This window comes from Stenotrophomonas sp. SAU14A_NAIMI4_8 (genome assembly GCF_003086695.1).
Classification (GTDB): Bacteria; Pseudomonadota; Gammaproteobacteria; order Xanthomonadales; family Xanthomonadaceae; genus Stenotrophomonas.
In genome coordinates this window covers 3,641,605-3,656,711 of record NZ_CP025999.1, presented here as the reverse complement: position 1 = coordinate 3,656,711, position 15,107 = coordinate 3,641,605, and the positions used below count along the sequence as shown (strand labels likewise).

Below are 15,107 nucleotides of genomic sequence, written 5' to 3'. Positions count from 1 at the left end.
GATGCGCGGCAGTGCCCGTACAATGGGCCCATGAGCGAATACACCATCCTGATCGCCGATGACCACCCGCTGCTGCGTTCGGCGGTGGTGCAGTCGTTGCGGCAGAGCCTGCCGCTGGCCCAGGTGCGCGAAGTGGCCAGTGCCGATGCGCTGGCACAGGCGCTGGACGCCCAGCCGGATGTGGACCTGGTGCTGCTGGACCTGACCATGCCCGGCGCGCATGGCTTTTCCGCGCTGCTGCACGTGCGCGGCTCGCACCCGGACATCCCGGTGGTCATCCTGTCTTCCAACGACCACCCGCGGGTGATCCGCCGCGCCCAGCAGTTCGGCGCCGCCGGTTTCATTCCCAAGTCCGCCCCGGCCGAAACCATCGGCGAAGCGGTGCAGGCGGTACTGGACGGCAGCCTGTGGTTCCCGGCGATGGCGCCGGAGCGCAGCGAATCCGACGCCCTGCTGGCCGCACGCCTGGCCCAGCTCACCCCGCAGCAGTTCCGCGTGCTGCTGTGCCTGGCCGATGGCCTGCTGAACAAGCAGATTGCCTACGAACTGGGGCTGGCCGAAAACACCGTGAAAGTGCACGTGACCGCCATCCTGAAGAAGCTCGAATGCCACAGCCGCACCCAGGCCGCCGTGCTGGTGAAGGCGCTGGAGCCGGAAGGCGACGCGGGCGGGATCTGACCGATGCGGGAAACCCCGGTACCGTTCTACACCCTCATCAACACGGTCATCGGCGAGGCACCGGCTGTGGTCGTGGTCAATACGGCGCTGCGCACCGATGCCGTTCGAACCCTGTTCCCCTGGCACCTGCGGATTGGCATCGCCTGCCGGTCGCTGGGCGATAACGGCATGCCCACCCCGGAGGAACTGGAGGTGGTCACGCGCTTGGAAACGCTTATCGATTCAAGCGTCGGAGCGGAGGGCAATGCCGTTTTTCTCGCGCGCATCACCGCCCGGGGCGAGCGCGTGCTGCTGTATCGGGTACATGATCCCGAACAGGCGAATGACCGCCTGCAGCAATTGCTCGCAATGCCCGGGCCGGCGCGGCCATGGGAGTTCCAGATGGAACACGATGTCGATTGGACCCTGGCAGCGCCCGAGCTTGACCTGCCGCTGCAGGATCCCGGAGTCAACTGAACCTCGCAGCGCTGAGCCATGCTCGGCTGCCGCTTCTGTAGAATCGAGCTTGCTCGACTGGGCGGAAAAGCAGTCGAGCAAGCTCGACTCTACAAGGCAACAGCAGTCGAGCACGCTCGACTCTACGCCCGTCAGGCGCTGAGCGAACGCAGATCGATGCAGGGGCGCATGCGCTCGGTGCCATCCCATTCGGCAGGCAGGCCGACGCTGGCGAAGGCATCGACGATGGCATGGCCGATGCGCTCCATGGCCGCGCTGTCGGGCGGGCCCCAGAAACCAATCGACAGATCGCTGGTGCGCTTGGCGCGCTTCATGTCATCGCCGGAATAGAAGCAGAAACCCTTCAGGCCTGCTTCTGTTCCACCACGACGCCAGAACAGTTCATTGGTGTCGTCGGCAGCGTCGTCGCGGGTATCGCCGCATCCGCGGGTGGTGACGATGCCTGCCGCTTCCAGAATGGCAAACGCGTCCTTGATCTTCGCCTGTGCCAGTTTCCATGCCGCAGCGGACATCTTCCGGTCCGGTTTGCGCACGACCACCGGGGGAACGGCGTGGCCGGTCAGGGCGGACAGCAGAGATTTCACCTGCGGCGACCAGGCGTTTTCCACGATGTGGTTGCCATGCGCGTCGCGGACATCCGGCTGTGCGCCGGCGTCCACCAGCAGTTGCACCGCTTCGGGGCCGTCCGGCGAGAACTCTGCCGCCAGGAACAACGCCGTGCGTCCACCCGCGCCGACGTGCTCCAGCGGACTGCCGGCATCGATCAGCAGACGCAGCGTGGCGAGCGTGTGTTCCATCGGCGCGCGGTCCTGGCTGGATGCGGCCCGCTCCAGCGCGGTAAAGCCAAAGGCATCCACCGCGTGTACATCTGCGCTGGCGGCGAGAAAGGCCGCCGTGGCCTGCGTGTCGGCGGCCCATGCGGCGGCAAACAGATCAGCGGGGCGCTCGGCCTTGGGGGATTTCGGCACGATCCATCCTTAAAACGTTGCAATGACCGCCGATTCTAGGCGAAGCAGTCGAGCAAGCTCGACGCTACCCGCGGTGGCGCAGCAGCAGCTGGGTCATCAATGCGCGCAGGGCCGGGGGCCGCACTGGCTTGGGCAGGAAGCCCCAGCCCTGTTCTGCGGCATGTGCCTTCAGGGCTTCATCGCGTTCGGCGGTCACCAGGATCACCGGTGGCCGCGCCTGCCACAGTCTGCACAGCGCTTCGTACAGGTCCGGGCCGTGCCACTGGCCCATGCGCACGTCCAGCAACAGCAGCTGCGGCACGTTCAGCGCGCTGGCGATTTCCAGCGCGCCCTGCGGGCCGTCGGCCAGTTCCACGTTGCAGCCCCAGCGCTCCAGCAGGGCGCGGGTGGCGGCGCAGACGCGCGGGTCATCGTCGATGCTCCACACCCGGCACTGGCGCAGCGGGCTGTCGTCGGTCAGCTCGGCGGCCACCACCGGCGCGGGCGTCGGCACCGCCACGTCTTCGGCCTGGCCCAGCGGCACGCTTACCGCGAACACGCTGCCCTTGCCCAGGGTGGAGCGCAGGCTGATGCGGTGGCCCAGCAGGCGGCCGATACGTTCAACGATGGCCAGGCCCAGGCCGGCGCCGCGTTCCTGTTCCACGCCGTCGTTCAAGCGGCGGAATTCCTCGAAGATCTCACCCTGCAGGCTTTCCGGAATGCCCGGGCCCTGGTCGTGCACTTCGATGCGCAGATGGTCGCCCACGCGCCGGCAGCCGATCAGCACGCGCCCGCGCGGGGTGTAGCGCAGCGCGTTGGACAGGAAGTTCTGCAGGATGCGGCGCAGCAGTGCTTCATCGCTGACCACCACCGCGCGCGTATCCACCCAGTCCAGGTGCAGGCCACGGCTCTGCGCGGCCATGCCGAATTCACGGGCCAGGGTTTCCAGTAGCGGCGACAGCGCGAACGCGCGTACCCGCGTCTGCAGCGCACGCGATTCCAGCCGCGAAATGTCCAGCAGGCTGTTGAGGATGGCGTCCTGTGCGGCCAGGGCCGCATCCACGTGTTCGCTCAGTTCGCGTGCATCACCGCTCAAGCGGCCGCGCAGCACCGACACGAACATGCGCGCGGCATTCAACGGCTGCAGCAGGTCATGCACGGCCGAGGCCACGAAGCGGGTCTTGTAGCGGTTGGCCTGCTCGGCCTCGCGGCGCGCTTCGTCCAGATCGTGGGTGCGCTCGGCCACGCGGTGTTCCAGCGCGTCGGCCAGCGAGCGCAGCTCGCGCGCAGCGTTTTTGTAGCTGGTGATGTCCGCGTAGCTGGTGACGAAGCCGCCGTCGGGCAGGGGATTGCCGCGGATTTCAAGCACGGTGCCGTCGTCCTTCTCGCTTTCGCGCATGTGCGGGCGGCCACTGCGCAGGTGGTTCAGGCGGCGCTCGATGGCCTCGTCGATCGGCCCCGGGCCGAGCAGGCCGCGGCGCGCATTGAAGCGGAACAGTTCTTCGATCGGCCGGCCCACCCGCACCAGCCCCGCCGGGAAGCGGAACAGTTCGACGTAGCGCGAATTCCAGGCCACCAGGCGCTGCTCGCGGTCGATCACCACCACGCCCTGCGGCAGGTGTTCCAGGCTGCGGCTGAGCCCACTGTCGGCATCGGTGGCCGCCTGCAGCAGGCCATCCTGGGCGGTGCGCAGTTCCTGCGCGTGCTGCTTCAGCAGTGTTTCCAGTTCGCGGCGGCTGCGCTGGCGGTGCTTGGACAAGCGCCGGCGCTGCTGCACGAACAGCACCAGGAAGCCCAGCGCCAGCCAGGCGGCGGCACCGGCAATGGCTGCACCGCGGCCGGCACTGCCCGCAGCACTTGCATCGTGCAGCAGGTGCAGGCTCCAGTCTTCGTCCTCCAGCGCCAGGCTCTGCCACAGCATCGGCGTGGCCAGCGCCGGGTCCAGCAGGCGCACCATGCGCCCGCCATCGGCCAGTACGTCTTCGGTACGCACCCGCAGCGGCTGCAGGGAACGGTCGGCGTACTGGCGCGCGGCCAGCATTTCGCGGCGCTCGCTGGCACCCAGCGGGCGCAGCAGGCGGTAGCGCCAGGCATCGCGGTTGGCCAGGAACACCACATCATGGTTGTCGCTGGCCAGCACCACGTCGGGGCTGCTCAGCCATTCCTGTTCCAGCGCCGACAGCTCGATCTTGATCACGATCACGCCGATGCGCTGGCCCTGCGCATCCACGATCGCTTCGGACATGAAGTAGCCCGGCACGTTGGTGGTCATGCCGATGCCGTAGAAGCGGCCGCGGCCGTGGGCCATGGCTTGCTGGTAGTAGGGCCGGTAGCTGTAGTCCTCGCCCACGTTGCTGGCCGGTTCGCTCCAGTTGCTGGCGGCCACGGCCACGCCGTCGCGGCCGACCAGGGTGAGCGTGGAAGTACGGGTGACCTGGTTGGCGCGTTGCAGCTTCAGGTTCAAGCGCTGCCGCTCGGCGGCCGACAGCGGCGACTGCAGGGCCTGCAGCAGGTCCGGGTCCAGCGCCATCACCTGCGGCAATGTGCCGAAGCGGTCGATGCGCTGTTGCAGGCCCTGCCCATACAACTGCAGCTGGCGCTGCACCTGGGCGCTTTCGGTGGCCAGCGCGCGGCGCCAGGCGTAGTGGCCGGCCGCGACCGCGCACAGCACGGTACCGCCGATCATCACCAGCAGGGTCAGCAACAGCAGGCGGTGGCGGCTGAGCCAGTACATGGCGGCAGTCTACGCAGGGGCGGCGGGCGTGGGGAGCACGCCCGCCGCAGGCACTGTGGAAGGAAGTGCCGGAGAACGGATCAGAAGTGCATCTGCGCGCGCAGTTCGAAGATTTCCGGGGTGCTGTGCACGCCGCGACGGCTGGCGTCGACCTTCACGTAGTTGGCCTGGAACTTGAAGTGGCTGGTCAGGTACCAGTTGGCGCCGATGGTCAGGTCGTGCTGGCGGCCGCCCAGGATGCTGCCATCGTCCAGGTCCAGACGGCTGTAGCGGGCCAGCAGTTCCACCGCGCCGTAATCGTGGGCGGGCTTGATGTTGGCCACCGCGCCGGCGTTGTACGGGCGCGATTCGCCGGTCAGCACCCAGCTGGCCATCGCGTACTGGCCATTGCCGGTGTAGTCGGGCAGGCCCTTGCGGGTCACCGTGGCTTGCAGGGCTTCGGCCTGCAGCGAGAACGGGCCACGGATCCAGATGCCTTCCAGACCGGTGCGGCGGATCTGGTCGGCAGTGACCAGCGCACCCGAATCGACCAGGCGGATATCGGTCAGGCCGGCTTCCGGGCGGGCACGCAGGCGCGCGCTGGCTTCGTGGTGCACATCGCGGCCATCGTGGTAGCCGCGCGGGTTTTCCTGCGAATAGGCCAGGCCCAGGTGGACCACGTCGCCCGGTGCCTTCACCGGGGTCCACACGGCGCGCACGGCCTGGGTGGTGCCCGGGTTGTCACCCTGCAGGTCCTTGCCGCCGTAGGCGCCAGCCTGCAGCAGGTACTGCGGGCGCTCCAGCACCCATTCCACACCGGTGCGGCGGCCGGCGTAGAACGCCTGCACCGGCAACGCGGTTTCCAGGAAGCTGCCGGCGCGCGAGGAGGTGTTGGCATCCAGGCCGACCGGGGTCTTCATGTAGCCGAAGCGGAAACGACCCACGTCGCGGCCGAAGAACGCCTTGCTTTCAAAGCGCACGAACACGTCCAGCCAGGTGTCGGCCTGGAAGTCGTAGTAGACCATCGCGTCGTACACGCCCTTCTTCTTCAGGGTCGCGCCGAACTCCTTGCGGCGCACCGCATCGTCATCCTCGATGCCGCTGGCCGAGGAAAAGTCGTTGTAGTCGTAGGCGATGTTGGCCGTGGCGGCCAGTTCGGTGCCGTCGCCGAAGGTGTACTTGGTCGGCCAGTTGTCGAAATCGGCGGCGGAGGCGAAGGCGGGCAGTGCGGCCAGCGACAGGGCCAGCAAGGTGGGAATCGGGCGCATGGGTGGTGCGGCTCTCTCAGATTGCGTGTGGACAGGACAACAACGGCCGCGATGGCCGGAACTTGCGCGGGAACGTGCCCGGCCGTTCAGCTCGGGCCACCGGCGTCCCCGGGGGCGTCGGTACGGCGCCAGTGTAGGCACCGCAGCCACCTGAACCGGGGGGCTAGTACCAATAGGTTATCTGCGCCGGCGTGCCCGGCGCGTACAAAGGCGTCCATTGGTCGCGCCGGCGCTCACCGCCGGGCCGCGCCCAGATCCACGGAGACGGTCCCGCCACGGCGGGAACCGTATGCGCCAGAACCGCCCCTTCCGGAGTCCGCCATGCACATCCCGACCACCGCACCGGTGCCCAGCAAGCCGTTGCCGCTCTACCGCCAGCTGTACTTCCAGGTGATCGTGGCGATCGTCCTGGGCGCCGTCCTGGGCCATTACGAGCCGCTGATCGGCGAGAAAATGAAGCCGCTGGGCGATGCTTTCATCAACCTGGTGAAGATGATCATCGCCCCGGTCATCTTCCTGACCATCGTCACCGGCATCGCCGGCATGACCCACCTGCGCACGGTGGGCCGCGTGTTCGCCAAGGCGATGGCGTATTTCCTGTTCTTCTCCACCCTGGCCCTGATCGTGGGCATGATCGTGGCGCACGTGGTGCAGCCCGGCGCGGGCATGAACATCAACCCGGCCGAGCTGGACCAGACCGCGGTGCACAGCTATGTGGAGAAGTCGCATGACCTGACCCTGGTCGGCTTCCTGATGGACATCATTCCGAAGACGCTGATCAGCGCCTTCGTCGATGGCAACATCCTGCAGGTGCTGTTCGTGGCCGTGCTGTTCGGCATCGCGCTGGCCTCGGTGGGCGAGAAGGGCAAGCCGATTGTGAACTTCCTGGAAGCGCTGGTCGCCCCGGTGTTCAAGCTGGTGCACATCCTGATGAAGGCCGCCCCGATCGGTGCCTTCGGTGCCATCGCCTTCACCATCGGCAAGTACGGCGTCGGTTCGCTGGTCAACCTGGCCTGGCTGGTGGGTTCGTTCTATCTCACCGCCTTCCTGTTCGTGGCCGTCATCCTGGGCGTGGTCTGCCGCCTGTGCGGGTTCTCGGTGTTCAAGCTGGCCCGTTACCTGAAGGCCGAGCTGCTGCTGGTGCTGGGCACGTCCTCGTCCGAATCGGCGCTGCCGTCGCTGATGGAAAAGATGGAACGCGCCGGCTGCAGCAAGTCGGTGGTCGGCCTGGTGGTGCCCACCGGCTATTCGTTCAACCTGGACGGCACCAACATCTACATGACCCTGGCGGCGCTGTTCATCGCCCAGGCCACCAACACCGAACTGACCCTGGGCCACCAGATCGCCCTGCTGCTGGTCGCCATGCTCAGCTCCAAGGGCGCGGCCGGCGTCACCGGTGCCGGCTTCATCACCCTGGCCGCCACCCTGGCCGTGGTGCCGGAAGTGCCGGTGGCCGGCATGGCCCTGATCCTGGGCGTGGACCGCTTCATGAGCGAATGCCGCTCGCTGACCAACTTCATCGGCAATGCGGTGGCCACCGTGGTGGTGTCGCGCTGGGAAGGCGCGCTGGACCGTGACCGCCTGAAGCTGGCGCTGGACGGCCGCGAAAGCGAGCTGCCGCCGCCGGTCGACGCGGTGGCCCCGGTACTGACCGAGGCCCTGCCGGCCAAGGGCTGACGCCAGGTGTGTGGTACTGCGGGGCCGGTCACGACAGTGGCACGGCCCCGCAGCGTTTCAGGGCGTCGCTTGGCTGTCATCAAGGGCGCCCACGCTGGACCCGGATCGTTGCATACGGCACGGAATTGTGCGGTCGCAGCATGGTTGCGACAGGATAGCGACAGGTCCAGCCACTCCAACGGGGGTATCATCCCCTGTCCCTCTTGCCCATTCATGTAACCCACATCGATGTCCAACGAAGATTTCAAACAGGCCGCCCTCGATTACCACCGCATGTCGCCGCCGGGCAAGATCCGCGTCGCTGCGACCAAGCCGATGCTGACCCAGCGTGATCTGTCGTTGGCCTATTCCCCGGGCGTGGCCTATGCCTGCGAAGCCATCAAGGCCGACCCGCAGCAGGCCAGCGAACTCACCGCCCGCGGCAACCTGGTCGCGGTCATTTCCAACGGCACCGCCGTGCTGGGCCTGGGCAACATCGGCCCGCTGGCCGGCAAGCCGGTGATGGAAGGCAAGGGCGTGCTGTTCCAGAAGTTCGCCGGCATCGATGTGTTCGACATCGAAGTGGACGAAACCGATCCGGACAAGCTGGTCGACATCATCGCCTCGCTGGAGCCGACTTTCGGCGGCATCAACCTGGAAGACATCAAGGCCCCGGAATGCTTCGTGGTCGAGCGCAAGCTGCGCGAGCGCATGAAGATTCCGGTGTTCCATGACGACCAGCACGGCACCGCGATCATCGTCGGCGCCGCCGTGCTCAACGCCATGGCCATCACCGGCAAGAAGATCGAGGAAGTGAAGCTGGCGACCACGGGCATGGGCGCGGCCGGCATTTCCTGCGTGAACATGCTGGTGCAGCTGGGCCTGAAGCCGGAAAACATCCTGGCCTTCGACCGCGAGGGTGTGATCCACACCGGCCGTACTGATCTGGACCCGGAAAAGCAGCGCTATGCGCGCGACACCGACAAGCGCACCCTGGCCGAGATCGTCAACGGCGCCGATATCTTCCTGGGCCTGTCGGCCCCGGGCATCCTGACCGCCGAGATGGTCAAGACCATGGCGCCGGACCCGGTCATCTTCGCGCTGGCCAACCCGACCCCGGAAATCATGCCGGAAGAAGCGCGCGCCGCCCGTCCGGACGCGATCATCGGCACCGGCCGTTCGGATTACCCGAACCAGGTCAACAACGTGCTGTGCTTCCCGTACCTGTTCCGCGGCGCGCTGGACGTGGGCGCCACCGCGATCAACGAGGAAATGAAGATCGCCTGCGTGCGCGCCATCGCCGCGCTGGCCCGCCGTGCGGCCACCGACATGGGTTCGGCCTACGGCGGCGATGCACCGAGCTTCGGCCGTGAATACCTGATCCCGCGCCCGTTCGACCGCCGCCTGCTGGTGGAACTGTCCGCCGCCGTGGCCCAGGCCGCGATGGATTCGGGCGTGGCCGCGCGCCCGATCGCCGACATGGATGCCTACCGGCAGAAGCTGTCGCAGTTCGTCTACCGCACCAGCCTGATGATGAAGCCGGTCTACGACCGTGCCCGCGCCGACAAGCAGCGCGTGGTGTACGCCGAAGGCGAAGAGGAAGTGGTGCTGCAGGCGGTGCAGAACGTGGTCGATGAAGGCCTGGCGCACCCGATCCTGATCGGCCGCCCGGACGTGATCGAAGCGCGCATCGAACGCCTGGGCCTGCGCCTGAAGGTGGGCGAGAACATCGAGATCACCAACATCAATGATGATCCGCGCTTCAACGAATACTGGCAGTACTACCACGGCCTGACCGGCCGCCGTGGCGTGACCGTGGCCGCGGCGAAGAACCTGATGCGTTCGCGCCCGACCCTGATCGCCGCGGTGATGGTTGCCCGTGGTGAAGCCGATGCCATGCTGACCGGCATCGTCGGCCGCTTCCACAAGAAGCTGGGTTATGTGCGCAGCGTGCTGCCGCTGGAATCGAAGGTCACTTCGACCTCGGCCATGACCGGCGTGATCAACCAGCAGGGCGTGTTCTTCTTCGTGGACACCCACGTGCAGGAAGACCCGACCGCCGAGCAGATCACCGAAGCCACGCTGCAGGCGGCCTACCGCATGAAGCTGTTCGGCATCGAGCCGAAGGTGGCGCTGCTGTCGCACTCCAACTTCGGCAGCCACGATTCCAAGGACGCACTGAAGATGCGCCAGGTCCGCGAGATGCTGCTCAAGCGCAACCCGCGCCTGAACGTGGACGGCGAAATGCAGGGCGACACCGCGTGGGATGAAGCACTGCGCCAGAAGCTGCTGCCGGGCTCCACCCTGCAGGGCCGCGCCAACCTGTTCGTGCTGCCGAACCTGGAAGCGGCCAACATCGCCTACAACCTGGTGCGCGTGTTCACCGATGGCGTGGCGATCGGCCCGATCCTGATGGGCGTGAACAAGCCGGTGCACATCCTGACCACCAGCGCGACCTCGCGCCGGATCCTGAACATGACCGCCATCGCCGCGGTGGATGCGCAGATCCGCAAGCAGCTGGAAGCTGAAAAGAAGGCGTAAGCCTTCTTTCCAGCGACAGCGGCAGAAACGCGCCCCACGGGGCGCGTTTCTGTTTGCGCAAAGCGCAGACCCGGATCGGGTAGCGCCGGGCCATGCCCGGCGAGCGCGCAGCGCGGTAGATCAGGGATTCCGCCAGGCATGGCCTGGCGCTACCGCCCTCAGCGTCGGCCGCGGCGCGCCGGGGCCGGTGGCGGGGCATCGCTGCGTGGCTTGGCGTACTGCGCCCACAACACCGGCAGGGTCTTGCCGGTTTCCTTCTGCCACAGCGTGGGCACGTAGCGTCCGTCGCGCAGCGCCTTGTCCAGCGCCAGCACCAGCCCCGGGTGCTCGCCCTCGGCCCACTTCAGGAACGCACCGGTCACCCGATAGCCGCTTTCCACGGTCTGGCCCTTTTCCACCTTCACCGGCAACGCCCAGCCGGCGGCGGTGTTGTTCATGCCGTAGCGGTCGCGTGCGTAATCGGCAATGCCTTCCACCAGCCAGCCCGGCACGCGCTTGTCGCCGTAGCTGGGGTAGCCCTGCACGATGTGCATCGCCTCGTGGGTCACCAAGTCGATGTCATCGGGGTGCTTCAGCAGCCAGCCCGGATTGATGGTGATCGTGCTGGCCTTGTCCTTGTCACCCACGTAGGCCACGCCGTTGTAGGCCGGATCGATCACGATGCGCACTTCGTTCGGCGCCGCCGGGCGGAAGTCCGCCCGCTCGCGCAGGTAAGCAAAGTAGAACGTGTCGATGATGCGCTTGCGCAGCGGTGCCGCCAGGGCACCGCTGGCATCCTGGTAATACAGGGTCACGCCATCACGGCTGACCTGGCCATCGAAGGCCTGGGTCTGCGCCTGGCCAACACCGGGGAAGGCCAGGGCAAGAAAGAGCAGGGGAATCAGACGAAGGCGCATGGCGTCATTGTACGGTGGCCGGTGCCAGCAGTTCGATCTCGGCCAGTTGCAGACGGCCCGGACCGATCACGCGCAGACGGTACTCGCTGTAGCGTGCCGGCGTGGCAATGCGGAACGGACGGGTCTGCCGCGGTGAGGTGAAATCTTCGCCTTCGCGCTGGTCCAGCGTACGCCAGCTTCCGTTGCCGCTGCGCGCTTCCAGCACCCATTGGCCACCACGGATCGCGCCATCGCCACTGGTCAGCGTGTACATCGTCGGCACGCCATCGGCGCCGCCGCTCAGGCTGATGGTCGCACCCGCACCCAGCGCCACTGCGGTACCCGCATCGTCGTCGGTCAGGGCGGGCAGGGCGCGGCCATCGGCCAGTGCCGCGCGCGCGCTGCTGCCCAGCAGGTCGTGCAGCAGCTGCGGGCGCTTGCCGACCGCGGTCAGCGAAGGCGGTACATCGTCGGCACCGCTGCCCCAGCGCGACGGCTGCGGGCCCATGGTGAAGTCCAGGGTGGCGCCCTGGGCGATCAGCGCGTGCGGCACCCAGGTCTTCGTCCACGGCTTGCCGTTGATCTTCAGCGACTGCACGTACACGTTTTCCGGCGAATTGTTCTCGGCGTTGACGGTCAGCACCGCGCCGCCCTGCAGTTCCACCCGTGCATGGGCGAACGCTGGCGAACCGATCACGTACTCCGGCGCACCCATGCGCAGCGGGTACAGACCCAGCGAGGCGAACAGGTACCACGCCGAGGTCTCGCCGTTGTCCTCGTCACCGGGGTAGCCCTGGCCGATCTCGCTGCCCACGTACAGCCGCGACAGGATCTCGCGCACGTGCTGCTGGGTCTTCCACGGCTGCCCGGCGTACAGGTACATCCACGGTATGTGGTGCGCCGGCTGGTTGCTGTGCGCATACATGCCCATGCGCACGTCGCGCGCTTCGGTCATCTCGTGGATGATGCCGCCGTAGGAACCGGCGAATTCCTTCGCGGCGGTTTCCGGGGTGGCGAAGAAGGTGTCCAGCTTGGCCGCCAGTTTTTCGCGGCCGCCGTACAGCGCGGCCAGGCCTTCGCCGTCGTGGGCAGCGGTGAAGGCGAAGGTCCAGCCATTGGATTCGGTGTAGTCGTGGCCCCACACGCGCGGGTCGTAGTCCTTGGCGTCCACGCGCCAGCTGCCATCGGCCTGGCGGCCCTGGAAGAAGCCCACTGCCGGGTCGAACACGGTCGCGTAACCGGCGGCGCGGTAGCGGAAGTACTCGGCCTCGGTGCGGTAGCGCTCGCGCGCGGCCGGCGTGGTTGCCTTCGTTGCCAGTGCCTGCGCCATGTTGGCAAGGCCGAAGTCATTCAACGCGCCTTCCATCGTCCACGACATGCCTTCGTGCACGTCGGCGCTGGCGTAGCCGCGGAAGGTCGAACGGTCCATGCCCTTGCGGCCGACGTGGCGGTCCGGCGGCACCACGGTCGCGTTCTTCAACGCGGCCGCATAGGCTTCGGCCGGATCGAAACCACCAATACCCTTCAGCCAGGCATCGGCGAAGGCCACGTCGGAACTGGTGCCGACCATCAGGTCCGCATAGCCCGGCGACGACCAGCGCGCGATCCAGCCGCCGGCCCGGTACTGCTCGATGAAGCCCTGCACCAGCTGCCCGGCATCCTGTGGGGTGAACAGCGCATAGGCCGGCCAGGTGGTGCGGAAGGTGTCCCAGAAGCCGTTGTTCACGTACACCTTGCCATCGCGTACCGGCGCGAAGCTGCGGCTGGCGCTGCCGTCGGTGTTGTTGTCTTCGGCGCTGGCCTGGCTGGCGTAACGCCAGTCCGGCGCGGCGGCGGTGCCGGCATTCTCGTGGCCCGAATTGGGGTACAGGTACAGGCGGTACAGGTTCGAATACAGCGTGGTCTTGGCGTCGTCGCTGGCCTGGCCGATATCGAAGCGCGACAGCCGTGCATCCCAGGCGTCCTGCGCGCGCCCGGCCACGCTGGCCAGGGTGTCGGCGTCGGCGATTTCCAGCGCCAGGTTGTGGCGTGCCTGGTCCAGCGAGATCAGCGAGGTGGCAATGCGCATCGTCACCGTGCGGCCCTGCGCGGTATCGAACTTGATGTAGCCGGTGGGGCGGCCGGTATCGATGCGGCCGCTGCTGCGCCACGGCCGGTCGAAGCGGGCCACCACGTACATGCGGGTGGCGCCGTTGGACAGGCCGCTGCGCGTATCGGTGTAGCCGCTCAGGGTCTGCGTGGCTGCATCCAGGGTCAGGCCGCCGCGTGCGTCCACGTTGTCGAACAGCAGGTTGGCATCGCTGCCCTGCGGGAATTCAAACTGGAACAGGGCGGCATGGTCGGTGGGCGCGATCGACGCCGCGATGCCGTTGTCGAAGCGCACGTCGTAGCGGTACGGGCGCGCCGATTCCTGGCTGCGGTCGAAGGACAGGGCGCGCTTGCTGCGGTCGGCCTCGGGCACGCCGCGGCTGGCCGAGGGCATCACCTGGAAGGTCTGGCGGTCGCCCATCCACGGGCTGGGCTGGTGGCTGAGCGCCAGCGCCTGCAGCTGCGGGCGGTTCTTCGCATCGTTCTGCTCGCTCCAGCGGTACAGCCAGTTCAGCGCGCCGGCGTCGGTCACCGGGGTCCAGAAGTTGAAGCCGTGCGGCACCGCCGTGGCCGGGAAATTGTTGCCGCGCGAGAAGGTGCCGTTGGCCTGCGTGCCGCGGGTGGTCAGCACCCAGTCCGATACGCGCTGCGGCACAGTGCGCGGCTGCGCATCCAGGCGCACATCGTCGATCCAGCCCGACACCGGCGCGCCATCGGCGCTGGCCACGGCCAGTTCAATGGCCACGACCCGGCGCCCCAGCAGGCCCGGGACATCGCCCAGGCGCACCGCCTTGCGCGCCCACTGCTGCGGGTACAGCGTCTTCGAATCGCCCTGCGCGCGCGCGCCCAGCGCGATCCCGTGCTGGTCGCGCGCGGCGCTGGCCGACACCCGGCTGCCATCGTCCAGGCGCAGGTCCAGCGACACATAGGTCGAGGCCACGGTATCGCTGCCGACGATCTCCGGCAGCACCAGCCACGACAGCGTGGTGTCGGCGGCAATGGTCAGATCGGTGGTGAACAGTTCGCGTGATGCAGGGCCGCCATTACCGCGGTAGTGCAGGGCATGCAGGCCGGTGTAGCCGGCATTGCGCTTGGCGGCATACGGGGCGGCCGGACCATTGCCGATCTGCACCTGCAGCGCGCCCGCGGCCTTCAGCGGTGCCGGCTCGCCCGGCTCGAACGAGGTCTGCAGGCCCTGCGCCAGCGCCGGCGTCGCAGAGGTCGCGCAGGCCAGGGCCAGGGCGAGGGGAAGCAGGGCGCGGCGCGGATCGGTCAGGGTCATGCAGGGTCTCCCGGGTAAGGCAGGCGGCTGGCAGGACCCGCATCGGCGAACACCCAGGACAGCACCGCCCGTGCCGCCCAGGGGCAGCGCGGAAGCGATGCAGGTCCGGTGGGGGGCGGGCCGTGCGATCGGGTCGGGTTGTGAGGGTCCCGATGCTGCAACAGGCGGCCGCACCCTGACAAGTGCCATTTAGTTCGATCCAAATGCGGCAAATCCTCGCCAGTGCAGGGCGGTGCCCGGAACTGCTTGGATCGATTGAAGAAATCCGCCCAGGTGGGTGTCTGAGCGTCGGGACGGAAGGTATGCAGACGCCAACCCGCCTGTTGCGGCGCAATGCTGGCCCGGCCCAGATGCTAGAATCCCAGCCCTCGCAATCCGTTCATCGACACCCGCCATGAGCCATACCGCCACTGCGCCCGCCAACGCCGAAAAGCGCTACACCGTGCACCGCGCCGACCTGCCGCTGAGCTGCCCGACCCCGGAAATGGCGCTGTGGAACTCGCACCCGCGCGTGTACCTGCCGATCGAAGACGAGCCCAACGGTGAAGCGCAGTGCCCGTACTGCGGCTCCACCTTCGTGCTGGCCGACTGATCGGGCGGCCG

The 15,107-nt window shown here is 67.6% G+C and carries 10 protein-coding genes; 5 read left to right on the top strand and 5 right to left on the bottom strand.

What is annotated here, in order from left to right:
* The first annotated feature begins 30 nt into the window (after window positions 1-30).
* Both C1930_RS16575 and C1930_RS16570 read left to right on the top strand, forming a co-directional pair.
* The gene (locus C1930_RS16575; RefSeq protein WP_108754101.1) at window positions 31-678 is read left to right on the top strand and encodes a response regulator transcription factor; all 648 of its coding nucleotides are present in this window, start codon (window positions 31-33) and stop codon (window positions 676-678) included.
* 3 nt (window positions 679-681) lie between these two features.
* Window positions 682-1,134, top strand: coding sequence for a DUF695 domain-containing protein (locus C1930_RS16570; protein ID WP_108757115.1), 453 nt, complete (start codon window positions 682-684; stop codon window positions 1,132-1,134).
* A 131-nt stretch (window positions 1,135-1,265) separates the two neighbouring features.
* On the opposite strand, the gene C1930_RS16565 is transcribed toward C1930_RS16570, so the two are convergent.
* The 3 genes from C1930_RS16565 to C1930_RS16555 all read right to left on the bottom strand — a co-directional run bounded on the left by C1930_RS16565 (window position 1,266) and on the right by C1930_RS16555 (window position 6,062).
* Window positions 1,266-2,102: an ankyrin repeat domain-containing protein gene (locus C1930_RS16565; RefSeq protein WP_199912369.1), complete on the bottom strand. Its 837-nt coding sequence runs from the start codon at window positions 2,100-2,102 to the stop codon at window positions 1,266-1,268.
* Window positions 2,103-2,166: 64 nt separating this feature from the next.
* On the bottom strand, window positions 2,167-4,815 hold the full coding sequence (locus tag C1930_RS16560; RefSeq protein WP_108757114.1) for a PAS-domain containing protein: 2,649 nt from the start codon (window positions 4,813-4,815) through the stop codon (window positions 2,167-2,169).
* Between the two features lie 80 nt (window positions 4,816-4,895).
* Complete coding sequence (locus tag C1930_RS16555; protein WP_108754098.1) at window positions 4,896-6,062, bottom strand: porin; 1,167 nt, start codon at window positions 6,060-6,062, stop codon at window positions 4,896-4,898.
* A 321-nt stretch (window positions 6,063-6,383) separates the two neighbouring features.
* On the opposite strand from C1930_RS16555, the gene C1930_RS16550 reads away from it, so the two are divergent.
* Both C1930_RS16550 and C1930_RS16545 read left to right on the top strand, forming a co-directional pair.
* Window positions 6,384-7,739, top strand: a complete 1,356-nt coding sequence (locus C1930_RS16550) for a dicarboxylate/amino acid:cation symporter (RefSeq protein WP_108754097.1) — start codon at window positions 6,384-6,386, stop codon at window positions 7,737-7,739.
* A 228-nt stretch (window positions 7,740-7,967) separates the two neighbouring features.
* Window positions 7,968-10,259 (top strand): NADP-dependent malic enzyme, encoded by a 2,292-nt coding sequence (locus C1930_RS16545; RefSeq protein WP_108754096.1) that lies wholly within the window; start codon window positions 7,968-7,970, stop codon window positions 10,257-10,259.
* Between the two features lie 158 nt (window positions 10,260-10,417).
* Here C1930_RS16545 and C1930_RS16540 read toward each other — a convergent pair whose 3' ends face one another.
* Together C1930_RS16540 and C1930_RS16535 are read right to left on the bottom strand one after the other, a co-directional pair.
* Window positions 10,418-11,155, bottom strand: a complete 738-nt coding sequence (locus tag C1930_RS16540) for a basic secretory protein-like protein (protein WP_108772214.1) — start codon at window positions 11,153-11,155, stop codon at window positions 10,418-10,420.
* 4 nt (window positions 11,156-11,159) lie between these two features.
* Entirely contained in the window at window positions 11,160-14,504 is a 3,345-nt protein-coding gene (locus tag C1930_RS16535; protein ID WP_108772213.1) for a GH92 family glycosyl hydrolase, read from the bottom strand.
* A gap of 394 nt (window positions 14,505-14,898) precedes the next feature.
* Here C1930_RS16535 and C1930_RS16530 point away from each other — a divergent pair, with 394 nt between their 5' ends.
* On the top strand, window positions 14,899-15,096 hold the full coding sequence (locus C1930_RS16530; RefSeq protein ID WP_108750589.1) for a zinc-finger domain-containing protein: 198 nt from the start codon (window positions 14,899-14,901) through the stop codon (window positions 15,094-15,096).
* The last annotated feature ends 11 nt before the right edge of the window (window positions 15,097-15,107 follow it).

Bases quoted from the DNA above. Each gene is read 5' to 3' on its own strand.
- C1930_RS16575 (WP_108754101.1), top strand. From the start codon at position 31: ATGAGCGAATACACCATCCTGATCGCCGATGACCACCCGCTGCTGCGT.
- C1930_RS16570 (WP_108757115.1), top strand. From the start codon at position 682: ATGCGGGAAACCCCGGTACCGTTCTACACCCTCATCAACACGGTCATC.
- C1930_RS16560 (WP_108757114.1), bottom strand. From the start codon at position 4,815: ATGTACTGGCTCAGCCGCCACCGCCTGCTGTTGCTGACCCTGCTGGTG.
- C1930_RS16555 (WP_108754098.1), bottom strand. From the start codon at position 6,062: ATGCGCCCGATTCCCACCTTGCTGGCCCTGTCGCTGGCCGCACTGCCC.
- C1930_RS16550 (WP_108754097.1), top strand. From the start codon at position 6,384: ATGCACATCCCGACCACCGCACCGGTGCCCAGCAAGCCGTTGCCGCTC.
- C1930_RS16545 (WP_108754096.1), top strand. From the start codon at position 7,968: ATGTCCAACGAAGATTTCAAACAGGCCGCCCTCGATTACCACCGCATG.
- C1930_RS16540 (WP_108772214.1), bottom strand. From the start codon at position 11,155: ATGCGCCTTCGTCTGATTCCCCTGCTCTTTCTTGCCCTGGCCTTCCCC.
- C1930_RS16535 (WP_108772213.1), bottom strand. From the start codon at position 14,504: ATGACCCTGACCGATCCGCGCCGCGCCCTGCTTCCCCTCGCCCTGGCC.
- C1930_RS16530 (WP_108750589.1), top strand. From the start codon at position 14,899: ATGAGCCATACCGCCACTGCGCCCGCCAACGCCGAAAAGCGCTACACC.